12 protein-coding genes and 1 pseudogene are annotated in these 15,517 nt (G+C 59.1%); all 13 read left to right on the top strand.

All coding sequences use genetic code 11. The features are described 5' to 3' along the window. The first annotated feature begins 41 nt into the window (after positions 1-41). The 13 genes and pseudogenes from AS156_RS32960 (at position 42) to AS156_RS41485 (ending at position 14,497) form a co-directional block, all read left to right on the top strand. Positions 42-743 carry an alpha/beta fold hydrolase gene (locus AS156_RS32960; RefSeq protein WP_066513611.1) on the top strand — a complete coding sequence of 234 codons (702 nt, stop codon included), beginning with the start codon at positions 42-44 and terminating at the stop codon, positions 741-743. Positions 744-932: 189 nt separating this feature from the next. Then, a complete protein-coding gene (locus AS156_RS32965) occupies positions 933-1,772 on the top strand; it encodes an intradiol ring-cleavage dioxygenase (RefSeq protein WP_066513612.1) in 840 nt (279 codons plus the stop codon). Between the two features lie 419 nt (positions 1,773-2,191). Continuing rightward, positions 2,192-3,061 carry an HTD2 family dehydratase gene (locus AS156_RS32970; protein ID WP_066513535.1) on the top strand — a complete coding sequence of 290 codons (870 nt, stop codon included), beginning with the start codon at positions 2,192-2,194 and terminating at the stop codon, positions 3,059-3,061. 17 nt (positions 3,062-3,078) lie between these two features. After that, a complete protein-coding gene (locus tag AS156_RS32975) occupies positions 3,079-4,233 on the top strand; it encodes a CaiB/BaiF CoA transferase family protein (protein ID WP_066513536.1) in 1,155 nt (384 codons plus the stop codon). A 22-nt stretch (positions 4,234-4,255) separates the two neighbouring features. Further along, positions 4,256-4,933 (top strand): annotated as a pseudogene (locus AS156_RS46165) (MmgE/PrpD family protein); the annotation flags it as partial. A 129-nt stretch (positions 4,934-5,062) separates the two neighbouring features. Then, complete coding sequence (locus tag AS156_RS46170) at positions 5,063-5,656, top strand: MmgE/PrpD family protein (protein ID WP_430641828.1); 594 nt, start codon at positions 5,063-5,065, stop codon at positions 5,654-5,656. 493 nt (positions 5,657-6,149) lie between these two features. Continuing rightward, positions 6,150-7,106, top strand: coding sequence for a LysR family transcriptional regulator (locus AS156_RS32985; RefSeq protein ID WP_066513613.1), 957 nt, complete (start codon positions 6,150-6,152; stop codon positions 7,104-7,106). A gap of 260 nt (positions 7,107-7,366) precedes the next feature. Next, positions 7,367-8,425 carry an amidohydrolase family protein gene (locus tag AS156_RS32990; RefSeq protein WP_066513538.1) on the top strand — a complete coding sequence of 353 codons (1,059 nt, stop codon included), beginning with the start codon at positions 7,367-7,369 and terminating at the stop codon, positions 8,423-8,425. A gap of 68 nt (positions 8,426-8,493) precedes the next feature. After that, entirely contained in the window at positions 8,494-9,456 is a 963-nt protein-coding gene (locus AS156_RS32995) for a Bug family tripartite tricarboxylate transporter substrate binding protein (protein ID WP_066513539.1), read from the top strand. 679 nt (positions 9,457-10,135) lie between these two features. Continuing rightward, the gene (locus AS156_RS33000) at positions 10,136-11,341 is read left to right on the top strand and encodes a M24 family metallopeptidase (protein ID WP_066513540.1); all 1,206 of its coding nucleotides are present in this window, start codon (positions 10,136-10,138) and stop codon (positions 11,339-11,341) included. A gap of 112 nt (positions 11,342-11,453) precedes the next feature. Beyond that, entirely contained in the window at positions 11,454-12,803 is a 1,350-nt protein-coding gene (locus AS156_RS33005; protein WP_066513541.1) for an LLM class flavin-dependent oxidoreductase, read from the top strand. 47 nt (positions 12,804-12,850) lie between these two features. Beyond that, positions 12,851-13,489: an FMN reductase gene (gene msuE, locus AS156_RS33010; protein WP_082747870.1), complete on the top strand. Its 639-nt coding sequence runs from the start codon at positions 12,851-12,853 to the stop codon at positions 13,487-13,489. Positions 13,490-13,954: 465 nt separating this feature from the next. Further along, entirely contained in the window at positions 13,955-14,497 is a 543-nt protein-coding gene (locus AS156_RS41485) for a MarR family winged helix-turn-helix transcriptional regulator (RefSeq protein ID WP_160331182.1), read from the top strand. Positions 14,498-15,517: the final 1,020 nt, after the last annotated feature.

The following is a 15,517-nucleotide window of genomic DNA, read 5'->3' on the forward strand; positions in this document are numbered from 1 at the left end:
CAGCCAGAGGCTCCAAGCCTGAATATGACATGGAGCGCCCCTTGAGCAAGCATCAGGTTATCTTCGTTCCTGGATTGGCCTCGGATGGACGCCTGTGGCAGCCCGTCGTTGACCGACTTTCCGACATAGTTGAGCCAACTGTTGCCCGCTGCAGCGGTAAGTCGATCCCCGACTTTGCTGACGAGATTCTGGCAGAGGCTCCCGGCAGATTTACGATTGCCGGCATTTCTATGGGGGGGTACGTGGCGCTGGAGGTGGCGCTACGTGGGAACGCCGGCTTGGCGGGAGTAGCCCTTCTGAATACGAATGCGAGACCCGCGACGTCGCTCCAGGTGCAACGCTCAACTGCTCTTCTCGGGGATGCCAAGCGCGATCTGTTCGATACGGTCGCGGATAAGCTGGCTGAGACCGTCGCCGGGGGTAAGGCCGAGGTCGCGACCCTCGCGGCCGCGATGGCTCGTACGGTTGGCCGCGACGGGTACTTGCGACAGCAACGGGCCGTGCTCGATCGCGTAGACCGACGCAGCGAATTGCGGCAGATCACCGTGCCAATGCTCGTGATCGCCGGTGATGAAGACCGCATTTCGGCACCTAGCCTGGCCAACGAAATCGCGCGATCGGTGCCCGGGGCCGAACTGGAGATTTTCCCTTGCGGGCACCTTTCGACTGTCGAAGTTCCGGAGATGGTGTCGGCAAGTCTGCGCGACTGGCTTACACGGCGAGTTGAAGGTGGGGCGTCATGATTTGTTCAGCCCAACGCGATCGTCGGCGCCGTCAGCCAGTTGACGACAACGTCGGTCAGCCAATTGCATGCGAACGGCGAGCACTAAAGTGCTGTGCACGATGTGCATCGGTGTTGGCCAAGGCATGACTGTGCTCTGGAATAGCTGTGAGCCAAAATGTTTCGGGCCTGGACAGACATAGGGGCCACCATGAGAAATCTGAACCAGAACACGATTACGGAAGCGGTGCTCGCACGGCACGTTAATACCGCGAGCCCGCGGCTCAAGAAAATCATGACGAGCTTGGTGATGCACCTTCATCAGTTCGCGCGTGAAGTGGATCTAACTGAAGGTGAGTGGTTCCAGGGCATTGAGTTTCTGACGGCGTGCGGTCACATTACCGACGACAAGCGCCAGGAATTCATTTTGCTGTCCGATATCCTAGGGCTTTCAATGCTTACGGTGGCGCAGAACAACGACAAGCCCAAGGGCTGTACCGAGGCCACGGTGTTCGGGCCTTTCCATGTCGAGGGAGCTCCCCACTACGAGCTGGGCGCGGACATTTCCAACGGCGCACGTGGCGTTCCTTGCTTGGTGCGAGGCACCGTGCGCAGCCTCAATGGTGAGGCAGTCGCCAACGCACACCTCGACGTCTGGCAGTCAGACGAGGATGGCTTGTATGACGTGCAGCACCCTGAGATCGGGCACGCGCAGGCGCGGGGCATTCTGCGCTCGAATGGCGAGGGTCAGTACTGGTTCAAGTCCATCCTGGCCGTGCCTTACGCAATTCCGCATGACGGCCCTGTTGGCAAGCTGCTCGAAGCCACAGGGCGTCATCCGTGGAGGCCGGCTCATCTGCACTTCCTGATCAAGGCGCCGGGCTACGAGACCCTGACCACGCACGTGTTCCGCAGCGACGACCAGTATCTAGACTCAGATGCAGTGTTCGGGGTGCGTCAATCCCTGATCACGGATTGGAAACGCCAGGCTGATGGCACGTATTTGGTGGAATACGACTTTGTGCTGAAGCCGGCCTCGGCGAAGGATTGAGTGGCTTTGCGAGACTTCGTCTTTCATGGCCAGCCCTTGCGCGTCGTTTTCGGCGTGGGCTCATTGCGTCGCTTTGAGCAGGAAATCGATCTGCTCAACGCGCACCGTGCCTTGGTGCTGTATCCCCCCCGAGCAGCAGGCATAAGCGAAGCAAGGGGCCGACCGGCTAAGATCGCGGGTCGCGGGACTTTCTCCCCGTTCGGTGATGCACGTCCCCATCGAAACAGCCCGCGAAGCAAGAGACGAAGCCCGCCGCCTGGACGCGGATTGCGCCATCGCTCAACCACGGGCCATCGCAATGGCCATGAATGTACGGCGTCTTGATGACTTTAGATGGGCGACAAACATCGCGCGGGTGCATTCCGCGATACCGTTCGCGGCGCTGAGGCGTTCGGACTTTCTCAGGAGACACGATAGGAATGAGCGACACAACTACCGATCTTTCGCATCTGCGCCAATGGATCGGACGGAGCGAAACTCTCAATGATGAAATCACGCGTGCGCCCGTCCGGGCGCTGAACGCGACGTTGGATCTCCCGGAGATGGAAATCTCAGAGGGGATGCCGCTTCCACCACTGTGGCATTGGCTGTATTTTCTGCCCGCTCATCGACAAAGCGAACTGGGTTCGGACGGCCATGCTCGCCGGGGCGGATTCTTGCCGCCGGTGCCGTTACAGCGTCGGATGTGGGCGGGGAGCCAGTTCGAATTCCATTCGCCGCTAAGAGTCGGCGATTTGATCCAACGGGTGTCGACGATCGACGATGTTGCCATCAAGGAAGGGCGCACCGGTCGGCTGGTGTTCGTCAAGGTCCGCCATGAACTCTTTCGCGCTACTCATACTGAAGCAGCGATCACTGAGTTTCACGACATTGTCTATCGAGAAGCGAAACACCCCGCCGATGCGGAGCCAGTTCCTACACCAGCACCAACTGGTGCCCCTTGGCAGCGCAATGTCGAGCCTGACGATGTTCTTCTGTTCCGCTACTCGGCCCTGACGTTCAACGGACATCGCATTCACTATGATCGCGAGTACGTGACCAAAGTTGAAGGTTATCCCGGCTTGGTAGTTCACGGACCCCTCATTGCTACGCTTCTTATTGATTTGGTTCGACGGCGGGCGCCTGGCCGGGAGATTGCCCGCTTCCAGTTCAAGGCTATTCGTCCCACGTTCGACGGGAAATCGTTCAGCCTGAACGGCACGCTGTCTGCAGACGAGCACTTTGTCAGCCTATGGGCGGCCGATCACGACGGGTGGCTCACGATGCAAGCAACCGCGACCCTGACGTGAACGCCGGAGATTCCGAAATGTCACTGCCGCTAGAGGACATTACCGTTGTATCCCTCGAGCACGCCATCGCGGCGCCTTTCTGCACGCGTCAACTCGCGGATTTGGGGGCACGCGTCATCAAGGTCGAACGGCCAGACACGGGAGATTTCGCTCGCGCCTACGACGATCGGGTCCGCGGCGAGGCGTCGCACTTTGTCTGGACCAACCGTAGCAAGGAAAGCCTGGTTCTGGATCTCAAGGACTCCGAGGGCCTGTCAGCCCTGAAGGCCCTCGTGGGCCAGGCGGACGTGCTTGTGCAGAACCTGGCGCCCGGCGCCACGGCGCGGATGGGGCTCGATTACGCCTCACTGCATGTCGAGCATCCCCGGCTCATCGTCTGCGACATCTCGGGCTACGGTAGCGACGGTCCTTACCGCGACAAAAAGGCCTACGACCTCTTGATCCAGAGCGAAGCAGGCTTTCTCTCCATCACCGGCACGCCCGACACGCCGAGCAAGGCCGGCAACTCGATCGCCGACATCGCCGCCGGTATGTACGCCTATAGCAATATCCTCTCCGCCCTGCTGTTGCGTAGCAAAACCGGGGAGGGCGCACACATTGACCTGTCGATGCTCGAAGCGCTGACCGAGTGGATGGGTTATCCGTTGTATTACGCTTTTGATGGTGCATCGCCACCCTTACGGGCAGGCGCCTCCCACGCCAGTATTTACCCCTATGGCCCTTTCGCTACAGGGGGCGATGGCACCGTCATGCTGGGCCTGCAGAACGAGCGGGAGTGGAGCACCTTCTGCGTGCACGTTCTCGAGAATGAGGCGCTGGCGCTGGACGAGCGCTTTGCCAGCAATACGCGACGCAACGCCAACCGGCAGGCGCTGGACGCCATCATCCTTGAAAAGTTCAAAACTTTGAGCCGTGCCGAAGTGCTTGAGCGCCTCGATAAGGCGGGCATTGCCAATGCGTCGGTGAACGATATGGCGAGGCTGTGGCAGCACCCTCAGTTGCGAGCTCGCGACCGTTGGCGCTTCGTCGAGAGCCCGGCTGGGGAGATTCCGGCTCTCCTCCCGCCCGGGCGGAACAATCGATGGGAGGCGCGAATGGGGCGGATCCCGCGACTGGGCGAGCATACTGAAGCGATCCTTCAGGAACTCGGTACTGCTGCAGAATCCAGATAACGGTCGATCTAAGGGAGCAACTATGGCCTATGACACCGACAGTATTGGCAGCTTGACTGAGCGCTTCGCGACGCTGTGGTCGGGGCTAACTTGGGCTGACATCCCTGAAGCGGACATCGCGGGCATCAAGGATCACGTCCTTGATACTCTCGCCGTAGCTCTCGTGGGCGCGCGCACGTCGGAAGCCGCCAGTGTCATCCGCGTCCTCACCACGGCAAATGGGCGCCGGGCTGGCGCAACCGTGTGGGGCACGTCGGATCGACTACCGCTGTCTCTGGCTGCGCTCGCGAATGGCACATCGGCACATGCCCGTGACTTTGACGATGGTGGCGGGGCAGGACATGCCGGGTCGACGGTTATTCCGGCTGCTCTGGCCGTTGCCGAGTCAGTGGGCGCCTCAGGGCGAAATTTCCTGCTCGCGACGATTGCCGGATACGACGTCGGATATCGCTCACTGCTTGCTATTGGCGGCTTCGCGGTACACACCGGCCGGGGCTGGCACTCGTCGGGCACGATGGGAAGCCTCGGTGCCGCGGCAGCCGCAGCCAAGGTGCTCGGGCTGGACGCCGAGAAGTTTACAAATGCCCTAGGCATCGCGGGCTCTTTCACCGGAGGCGTGTGGGCATTCATCGACGATGGTGCGATGACTAAGCGCCTCCACCCCGGAAAGGCCTGCGAGACTGGTGTGGATGCAGCCCTGCTCGCCCAAGGCGGCATTACCGGTCCGCATCGGATCTTCGAGTCGGAGTTCGGTGGGCTTTTCACCACGTACAACGGCGGCGTCGGATTTCGGGACAAGGCGCTGGATGATCTCGGCGTCAACCTCAACATAGCCTCTTCGTACCTTAAGCCCTACGCCTGCTGCCGAGGCAGTCACTCCACGATTGACACGCTGCTCAGGCTGATGAGCAGTCATGGCCTACGGGCAGACAATGTAAAGCGCATGGACATCACCGCCGGGCAGACCGCTTACGACATGATCAATGTCTATCCGATCGAGACAGTCTTCGATGCGCAGTTCAGCCTACCTTATGCGGTGAGTGTGACGCTGGTCAGTGGCGAGGCTGGTCTCGGCCAGTTTGAGCCACCGAGGCTCAACGAGCCCGAGGTGCGCAGTATATTCGACCGGATCACCTTCACCTTGGACAAGTCGATCGGTCTGGAAGATGGCCCTCGGCTGCACATCGAACGCACCGACGGCACGACGATCGACATATCTGCTGGAAACCCGACCCTTGCCAAGGGCTCGGCCGTACTGCCGATGACCCACGCCGAGGTGGTTGCGAAGACACACGCTTTGATCGATCCGATCAACCCGGCTCTGGCCGAGGCACTCATCTCAGCAGTGGAAGGATTAGACCAGGCCTCAGACGTCACTAGCCTGCTCGATGCGCTGAGGATAGTAGGTGAACACCCACGTTAGAGGGTTAACGAGCTAGCGGACCCCAGCTACCGCCCGGATTGTTGCAACGAGTAGCTGCATGGAAGTCCGGATGACAGTTGAGTACTCCCGAACGGGACGTAAGACCGTTTATGGAGGAGTGCCTCGTCCCGATACTCGAAGAGATAAGCTGACGCCTTGACCGCGGTCGGAGCAACCGGAGCAGGCAATTCGCCGCAAAGGGCTCACGCCTCGTGCGTGCGGCGGGATTGCGAATTACTGCAGATATGTGCAAATATTCGACTATGGGTTGCTGACGCGAACTAGCTCGAGAGCAGCGACGGTGAAGCAGTCCTGCGCGTTGTCGGGGCACAACCTGAGGACACCTGGGGACGATCGAGGCCACCTGCGGCGCTCTTGTCGGCCTTCTTGAGTAGCTCCTCTGTGATTGCTCGCTGGGACTACCAACGACGCAGCATCCGTCGGCCAGTTGCGTGGGAATAGCCTATTCAAGTCCGACTACTTGGAAGTAGTCATGAGTAGATTTCAACTAATAGCGGACGGCCGAGCGCAGTTAACAACACTGCGCCAGATACGCGCCTTCGTGGTCGTCTACCGCTTGAGGAAGCTAGCTGCTGCAGCGGATCAGCTCGCCGTCACGCCTTCCGCAGTGAGCTTTTTGCTGAAAGACTTGGAAGATCGCCTTGGTGTTAAACTGTTCGACCGAAGCACGCGAACGTTGGAGCCCACGGAGGCAGCGCACGAGGCGCTTCCGTTCGCGGAGCGTGTACTGCAAGATCTGGCCCGTTTCAATGAAATCGTGCGCGAGGCCGCAGACTTAAGTCGAGGACGCGTGCATGTCGCCGTGACCCCAGCGATCAGCACGGCATTGCTACCGACCGCAGTCCCCAAGTTCGCGGGCATGCACCCCGGCGTTCGGGTCGCGATAGACGATTGCGCGCCCGATCAGTTCGTGGCGCGTATCCTATCGGGTCAGGTGGATTTCGGTATCGGGACGCCAGATGGCCCGAACGGTGGCTTGGAGATCCATCCGATTGTCGATGACAGCATCGGACTGATCTGTCGCTCCGATCACCCGCTAGCGAGCCGACGGCGATGCAGATGGATTGACCTGCGCGGTGTACCGGTCATCGCTCTTGCTCCCGGCTATGGCGCGCGGCACCTCGCTGACGCCGCGGCCGCATCGGCCGGTGTCGAGCTGTCGATCGTCAACGAAGTGAACTATCTGAGCTCAGCCCTGTGGATGGTGTCAAGCGGGATGGGTGCCGCGATCTTCCCCGTCGCTCTGGCACGGCTTACGGCAGGGGACCGCATTGTGGCGCGGCAGCTCGTCGATCCGTCGGTTAGGAGAAGCATTTCGATCGTCACCCGGCATGGACGGTCGCTATCACCAGCATGCCGGCGGTTTGTCGAGGTGCTTGTCGACGACCTGCGCGCCCGAAGGATTCGCGGCGTGCTGCCAAACGCGTAATTTGCAATGCGGGTCGACGAGCGCGAGTGGCGGAGGCGAGAGCCTCATGGTGGCACCGCGCGGCGGCGCGTAGGACTTGGCTTTCGCGGGGCCGGGGACAGAGTCTTGTGAAGCTTTGCCGCGCGTGCAGCCAGCCATTCTCCGACATCAAGGGCAGCTCACGAATGCTTCGAAATTACTTGCTTGACGGTGTGAATGGTGCCGCGTGCAATGGCGTCTACCCATCAACCTAGGCGCAACGCCCCACCCGAACGAACAACATGACCCCACCTGCCAGAGTCCCGTACCGCCGCATTGCCACCGAAGAAGCCTGGCTGCCGCCGGAGATCGCTTCCATGTACTTCGACATGGTGAATTCCCACGTAGTGACCGATCCAGGCTTTAACAGCGTCTGGGGTTTCTATACCGGCAACCTGACGGAAGGCATTCAGCTGCTCCAGCGCCGCTTACAGAGCAGTGGGGAGGAGCGGATTGCCGACATGGACCGGCTGGGCATCGATATGCAAATCCTATCGCTCACCCAGCCGGGAGTTCAGATGTTCGAGCCCGGCACCGCCACTTCCATGGCGCGTTCGTCCAACGATCTGCTGGCCGAGGCGATCGCGAAGTACCCCGCGCGCTTCGACGGGCTAGCCGCAATTGCACCGCAGCAGCCAGCAGAGGCGGCCAAGGAACTCGAGCGGGCCGTGCGCAAGCTCAAGCTGCGCGGTGCCATCATCAACTCGCACACGAAAGGCGAGTACTTGGATGACCCGAAATTTTGGGACATTCTCGAGGCGCTCCAGGCGCTGGACGTGCCGTTATACATCCATCCCACTACGCCGCCACCAAAGATGATCGAGCCGTTCCTAGAGCGGACACTCGACGCAGCCATTTACGGCTTCGCCTGCGAAACCGGCCTTCATATCCTGCGGATGATTGTGGGTGGCGTGTTTGACCGGTTCCCCAAGCTGCAGGTCGTGCTGGGCCACTTAGGCGAGGGGCTGCCTTTCTGGCTGGCGCGCCTGGACTTCATGCATGGCGTACTGCTGCCGCGCAGTAAGAACCTCAAGCCGCTCAAGCGTTCGCCCAGCGAAGTACTGCGCCAGAACTTCCACTACACGACCAGCGGCATGTGCTGGGAACCAGCGGTTCTCTTCGTGCACAAGTTGATGGGGGCCGATCGTATCCTTTACGCGATGGACTATCCCTATCAAGTCGTTGCCGAGGAAGTACCTGCGATGGACAACCTGTCCATCAACGACCAAGAAAAGAGGATGCTTTTCCAGACTAACGCAGAACGCGTCTTTCGCCTTCCCTCCGCAGCCATCAGTCCATGACGTGCCGGCAGCGGAGTCTGGCGCCGGAACGCCCTGCGCGCGCACAAACATTATGGATTGGATCCACCATGCTGCAACGACGCCTCTTTATCTTCGTCGCCGCCGGCGCTGCCCTTGCCGCATCGACCGGGCTCGCGCAACAGGGCCGCACGATGAGGATCCTCATTGGCTTTCCTCCCGGGGGGACCGTCGACGCAATCGGGCGGGTGCTGGCCGAAAAGCTGCGCTCCTCGCTTGGCCAGACCATTATCGTCGAGAATAAGCCTGGAGCCTCGGGGCGCATAATGCTCGGTGAGCTCAAGCGGGCTGCGCCCGACGGAATGACGCTGGCGCTTGTTCAAAGCGGCGCCATGGTCATCGCTCCGTGGATCTATGCCAATCCTGGTTATGACGTCGAGAAGGACTTCACACCCATCGCACGCATCAGCACGTTCGATTTTGCTCTGACGGCGGGGCCTTCGGCACCCGAAGGCGATCTCAGCGCGGTGCTTGCGTGGATGAAGGCGAATCCGGCCAATGCGAACTTCGCGACTGCGGGTGCCGGCGGCTTGACACACTTTGCCGGGCTTCTCGTGTCGCAAGCCACCGGGGTACCGCTCTCTCACGTGCCGTACCGTGGCGGTGCACCTGCGATGCAGGACCTGATGGGCGGCCAGGTCCCCCTGATGATCGATACCCTATCGCAGACGCTAGAACAGCACCGGGCGGGCAAGCTACGAATCTTGGCGGTAACCGGTGAACAGCGAAACCGGGCTCTGCCCGACGTACCGACGCTACGCGAGCAGGGCATCAACGTAGTAGCGGACGCGTGCTTCGGCCTCTACGGTCCCGCAGACATGCCCGCGGACACGCTGGCGCGCATCGAACGCGCCGTTGCGCAAGCGCTCGAGCAGTCGGACGTCCAGGAGGCGATCTACCGGTTAGGCCTCGTGCCGGATTATGCGACTGGCGCGCAACTCGCCGCCATCCAGGCGGCACAACTGAAAAAGTGGGAGTCGCCGATCAAGGCGTCGGGGTTCAAGGCTGAGTGAAGCGCAGATTTGTGGACTTCGACGCAGGTTTCTTCTGGAAAGCGACAGAGCGCTCGTCTGGTCACATACGATTTGCAGCCGTTCCAGATCGAAAGTGCCGCACACCTCCGAGGTAACTATACGCTGGGGCCGAGTGCATGGACGTGCGGTCCGAAGAGCAGGGGGCGCGTGACCCCGTGCATTCGGTAATCCCGCCGACAACGCGTAGGTTGACCTCGCATTCCAGAGCCATCGTGACGAGGTCACGGCGCTGCTGCGCGGAATCGAGCTCTGTCTGCAAATCGGCGGGGTTCCTGCGGCAGAGGAATTCGGCAAGCGCGAGATCATGCCGGGCGAGCTCGAAACAGCCACCGATAGCCGACTTCCTACGCCGCAGGCACCAATTTCCATGAAGCTGTACCCGCAAGATGGGGCGCGACGACATGTCGGTTGTCGACGCCAGGCTTCGGCTTCATGGCGTCTTCGATCGCGAAAGCCTCGATCAGACCGAGGGTGTCAACCGGAAACATCATGGCGCCGACTGTCACCATCGCTGAGCGGATGGCAGATACCCTGCTGGCGTCCTAGGCGGGTCGGAAACGATGACTAAGAGCGATGGCGGATAGTTGAGTTATCATCTAATTTAGTTGACAAATCTTCTAACTGTGAGTAGTGGTCAATTCCGCAATGGGAGGATCTGATGAACGCGCAAGCACAAGTACTCAATGAGCGGCTGCAAACACCCATCTCGAACGCTGAGCTCGATCGCCGCTGGGGCTTGATTCGTGAGGCCATGGCTCGCGAGAAGATCGACGTCCTGCTCATGCAGAACAACAATGATCATATGGGTGGTGCGGTGAAGTGGTTCACTGACATGCCGGCGACCAACGGTTACCCTATGACTGTGGTTTTTCCTCGAGACGACGAAATGACGATCGTGACTCAAGGAGCGTTCGGTGGCGATGGCCGTCCTCCCGCCGATATCTGGCGAGGCGTGAAACGCTTACTCCATACGCCAAGCTATGAGTCTGCCCACTACACCAACAACTATGACCCCGAGTTGGCTGCGTTGGCGCTCGCTCCCTATGCGAAGGGGACAATCGGCTTTGTCCATATTGGTCAAGTTTCCTACGCGCTTGGGGATTATGTTACGAAGAAGTTTCCGCACGCGCGTTACGTCGATGCGAGCGAAATGGTCGATTGCATCAAGGTGATCAAGTCTCCTGAGGAGCAGGAGTTGGCGAGGCGTGCCGCGCTGATGCAAGATGGCGCAATGCGCGCAGCCTTCGCGGCCATCAGGCCGGGCATGCGAGATCGCGAAGTCGCTGCGATCGCTCAGCACTACTCCGGTTGCCATGGTAGTGAAAACGGCATTTATCTCTGTGCCTCGATGCCGCTAGGGAATCCGAGGAAGTTCGGGCAGCGCCATATGCAGAACCGCATAATTCAGCGCGGGGATCAGGTCGCATTGCTCGTCGAGGACTCCGGTCCGGGCGGTATGTATACCGAACTCGGCCGCTCTTGCGTCGTGGGCGTCAAGGCTCCGCAGGAAATGAAGGACGAGTTGGACTTGGTCAAGCAGTCCCGCAAGCTTACGCTAGATCTGCTTAAACCCGGCGCGCATTGCAAGGATATTTGGGAAGAGTTCAACGCATTCATGCGACGAAACGGCCGTCCCGAGGAGACGCGTCTCTATTGCCACGGCCAGGGCTACGACTTAGTGGAGCGCCCTTTAATTCGATCGGACGAACCTTGGACGATCAAGGAGGGCATGAACATCGTAGTCCATCCCACGTATTTGTATGGCGGCGCGCTCAACTGGCTATGCGACAACTATATTATTGGCAGTAACGGTCCCGGCGATCGCTTACACCAATACGCGGAGCAAATCGACGAAGTTGGATAGGACGACAAACGATTAGTCGCCACCGAGCGATGGTCTGCCCGACATTGCCATTGAGCGGAACGTCTGTCGCAGGCGGAGCAGGGCAGTCGGACACTCGAAAGGAAGCACTACGATGCACAGAGCTGGTGAGAAGCTAAGGTTAGGGGCTTTCTTCAACCCTACCGGGCACCATGTTGCCTCGTGGCGTCACGCGCAATCGCAAGCCGACGCCGGCGTTAACTTTGAGCATTACGTTGAGATTGCTCAGACCGCTGAGCGCGCCAAGATGGATATGGTGTTCTTGGCTGACAATGTTGCGGTTCGTGAGGCACATCCCGAAGCGCTAGCTCGCTCGGCTCAATATATCGCTAACATGGAACCGATCACGCTTCTCTCTGCACTCGCTGCAAAGACAACGCGGATCGGTCTTGTGGCTACCGCGTCAACAAGCTTCAATGAGCCATATCATGTCGCACGTAAGTTCGCATCGATCGATCACATTAGTAAGGGCAGGGCCGGCTGGAATTTGGTTACTTCTGCTCTAACAGCTGAAGCCTACAATTTTTCGCGTGATGAGCACTATGAACATGGCGTCCGTTATGATCGCGCGCGCGAATTTGCCCAAGTGGTAGTTGGGCTTTGGAATAGCTGGGAGGAGGATGCGTTCATTCGCGACAAGGAGACCGGAAGCTTCCTCGATCCCACGAAGATGCATCGGCTCGATCACAAGGGGAAATGGTTCTCAGTTCGTGGGCCTCTGAATATCCCGCGGACGCCACAAGGTAGGCCGGTGATCGTGCAGGCCGGTGGCTCCGACGACATGGTTCAACTTGCCGCGGAATTTGCCGAGGTGATTTTCTGTGCGCCACAAACCTTGGATCAGGGCAGGCGGCTCTATGCCCAGCTGAAGGAGCGTATGGCTGAGCACGGTCGACACCCAGATGAGATGAAGATTATGCCTGGCTTGAGCGTGATCGTCGGACGCACATTGGACGAAGCGCTTGAAAAACAAGAGCACTTGGATTCTCTGACTCATCCCATAGTCGCGCGTGAAATACTGTCCCTGGTCCTGGGTGGCGCAGACCTATCCTCCTATTCGATGGATGACCCGATGCCTGAACTCGTTCCCAGCAAGACCGGAGGGCAAGGCCATTTCAATTCGGTAATGGAGGTCGCGAGGCAGGGTAAGCTAACCCTGCGTCAGACAGCTCAGATGGTGGCTGGAGCACGCGGTAAGTTTGCCGTGAGAGGCACGCCGCAACAGGTTGCCGACATCATGGAGGAATGGTTTAGAAGCGAGGCCTGCGATGGCTTCAACGTAATGCCGCCGTATCTGCCTGGCGCACTTGACGACTTTGTGGAGCTGGTCATTCCAGAGCTGCAGAAACGGGGTCTCTTCCGAACCGAGTACGAGGGCAAAACTTTACGCGAAAATCTAGGCCTCAAACGCCCGGAAAACGGACACCGGGGCAAGCCCGCATGAAGGACCGTTTCGTAGCCTGGCAGAACCCAACTCAATTGGAGGAGTAAATGCAGCAAGAGTCAACGGAACTCCGGTCCAAGAATGCCAAACAACGTCCTCAATCCGCTGTCCGCCATGAGGCAGGGCTAAAGATACTTGGTCTCAGTGGAAATACAACTCGACCATCAAAAACCCGAACGCTCGTCGAGCATGTGCTCAAGCAGGTGGAGCACACCTACGGTGCGGCGGGCAGGCTGGTCGACCTGGCAGACATGTTGCCCGAACTCGGTACAACGTATGATCGGCGCAACCTCAACGGTCAGCTCGCCTCCATCATAGAAGATATTGAGACGGCCGATCTCCTAGTTGTTGGTACGCCCGTCTATAAGGGGTCGTTCGCCGGCCTCCTAAAACACCTTATCGATCTGCTTGATCCGCTAATGCTGCGCGGCACACCGGTCGTGTTGGTTGCAACAGGTGGAGGCGAACGTCATGCCCTCGTCGTTGAACATCAATTGCGTCCACTGTTCGGCTTCTTCATGGCCCATGCAATGCCTATCGCCATCTACGCGTCAGAGCGCGATTTTGAAGGCGGGCACCTCACTGCTGCATCTATCCTTGGACGGATCGAGGACTGCGTGAAGGATTTGGAGCCTTGGATGCCGCCTTTACTCCAGCAATCTAAAGAACCGACCAGCAGGACATAGCCGATAGAAACCTTACCAATCGAAGCCATCCGGCCGTATCGTACTACGCTCTGACCGGTGTGACCTGTTGTGATGGACCGGACGGATCGCTGGCGCGACACTACTGTATGGATCCGTTCCTGTCGGGCAACAGGTCATACCCCGCACATTGCGAAACAACACGCGGTGCCGTCTCGTACGTTGAAACTGACACCCCCGCGCCAGGAGGAGCCCGGCCGGGCCGATGCTCTAAGGTCGTCGATGAGCGGCAGATAACGATGAGCTCCGAGCCGTTCTCGTTCGCTACCCTTCCTTGGCGGGAGTGGATAGTTCGCACGATCGCTCTCTGTACCGCGCACCGAAAGTGTAAGCCGATCAGCCGCCTAGAAGACGGGATGCGCTGGTCGGCAGCCTCCTCCCTTTAACTGCAAACTGCGGCGCTTGGCGTGATATGTTGCAGACATCGATTCACCAGCGGAGCGCGCAGTGCGAGCAAAGAAGATTGGACCGAGAAGAGGGGCGAATGCCACCGCGGAGAACTTAGTCGACAACCGACGGTTCTCTCCCGCCCATCTTTCATATATTTATCAGATAGGAGTTTTACGCCGTCTGCTGGACCGCTATTCAACGCCAGCTCTGACTGAAAAGTCCGGCCTCACATTGGCGGAATGGCGTGTACTCACTAATCTCTATTCGTCGACGTCGATCAATCCGCAGCAACTAAGCCGACGGCTTCATAGCGATAAGGCCGAGGTTAGTCGAGCTTGCGCCAGCCTCGTCGAACAGGGCTATGCCAGTCGCCGTATCGACCCAGCGGATCGCCGCAGCTGGCTGGTGGTCATTACACCGCGTGGCGAGCGGTTGCACGATTCGGTCGTTCCGCTGCGTGAGGCATTTCAGAAGGAGCTGGAGGCCATGCTTGAGCCCAGAGAGATTACGGAATTACACCGTATCCTCGCGAAGTTGATAAATTATTTGTCTAACCGGCTTGAGGCGAACGAGCGGACGGAAGGTACTGAAGCCGATTGAGATGTGCGAGAGTGATCTCGTCGAAGCGTCTGGTGCGTCACTTGTTATGCGCGGCTACGACGTCCTGTACTGCTCATCTCTGGCCAGCAGCTCGCGCCAGGTATGATTGACCCGATTATCCAACTGCAGCGTGAGATGCCCCCGGCTTGCCGCCGGCTCAAGTGTGACGTTCGCCGTGGTGTTCAGTGTGAAACAATCTAAGAGCAAGCCGTGACTATCAGAAATCCACGTTCTTTGTAGAATGGTTGATCGAAGCGAACCGAAATGGTTCTGGCAGAGTCCAAGAAATAAGCCTTATTCAGAGTAGTTGAGAGAAAGTCGACACATCGCGTCGAGCGGGCCGACTTAAGCTAATGACACGTTTGTAGTCAGCAGCAATGTCCTGCAGCTCTCGAAGCGGAGAGGCGGGAATCTCCGCTTTCGCCAGACTATTCTCCGACAGCACAAGTGGCGCGGGCAAGCAAGAAAGGGACTTCATCAAAAGAGTTCTAGGGCTACTCTGGTGGCGTCGAGTATTCTTGCCCAGGCCGGATCGAGCTAAGGTCTGAACTTAAAAAAGTGGCCCATAAAAAAGAAGCCGCCCACAACGAGTGCAGGCGGCTTAGTATCGACCCTCGGGAGGACCTAGGGTCAGATCGGCCACGAAAAAGCGTGAACCAAAGGAAGATACTCCGAGTCAGCGAGGTCCGTCTGTCCCCCTAAAGGGGGCGTGACGCTTATCAGGCTGTCGCTTATTGATCACGAAGTCTCGACTAGGCTCCGTGGAGAACGAGGCCCGTTGGTCCGCACTTGCCGCCAGTGAGCTGTGAAACTGCGCCCAGCTGACGCAGAACGTCAAATCGACGCACCTGGCGCAGATGAGACTGCGATTCATCCAGAGAGGGTTTGGATCCATACCTCAATCTACGGACATTCTCGCGACCGCGGCCAACCATCGCCACTCGAACATGCTTAGAGAGGGTTCGCGCTTCGAAGCGTCAAAGTTAGCGGCGGCCGCTGACGAGGTAAGCCGCGCGGCTG

The sequence above is a fragment of the Bradyrhizobium macuxiense genome, assembly GCF_001542415.1.
In the GTDB taxonomy this organism is placed as follows: Bacteria; Pseudomonadota; Alphaproteobacteria; order Rhizobiales; family Xanthobacteraceae; genus Bradyrhizobium; species Bradyrhizobium macuxiense.

Bases quoted from the DNA above. Each gene is read 5' to 3' on its own strand.
- AS156_RS32965 (WP_066513612.1), top strand. From the start codon at position 933: ATGAGAAATCTGAACCAGAACACGATTACGGAAGCGGTGCTCGCACGG.
- AS156_RS32970 (WP_066513535.1), top strand. From the start codon at position 2,192: ATGAGCGACACAACTACCGATCTTTCGCATCTGCGCCAATGGATCGGA.
- AS156_RS32975 (WP_066513536.1), top strand. From the start codon at position 3,079: ATGTCACTGCCGCTAGAGGACATTACCGTTGTATCCCTCGAGCACGCC.
- AS156_RS32985 (WP_066513613.1), top strand. From the start codon at position 6,150: ATGAGTAGATTTCAACTAATAGCGGACGGCCGAGCGCAGTTAACAACA.
- AS156_RS32990 (WP_066513538.1), top strand. From the start codon at position 7,367: ATGACCCCACCTGCCAGAGTCCCGTACCGCCGCATTGCCACCGAAGAA.
- AS156_RS32995 (WP_066513539.1), top strand. From the start codon at position 8,494: ATGCTGCAACGACGCCTCTTTATCTTCGTCGCCGCCGGCGCTGCCCTT.
- AS156_RS33000 (WP_066513540.1), top strand. From the start codon at position 10,136: ATGAACGCGCAAGCACAAGTACTCAATGAGCGGCTGCAAACACCCATC.
- AS156_RS33005 (WP_066513541.1), top strand. From the start codon at position 11,454: ATGCACAGAGCTGGTGAGAAGCTAAGGTTAGGGGCTTTCTTCAACCCT.
- msuE (WP_082747870.1), top strand. From the start codon at position 12,851: ATGCAGCAAGAGTCAACGGAACTCCGGTCCAAGAATGCCAAACAACGT.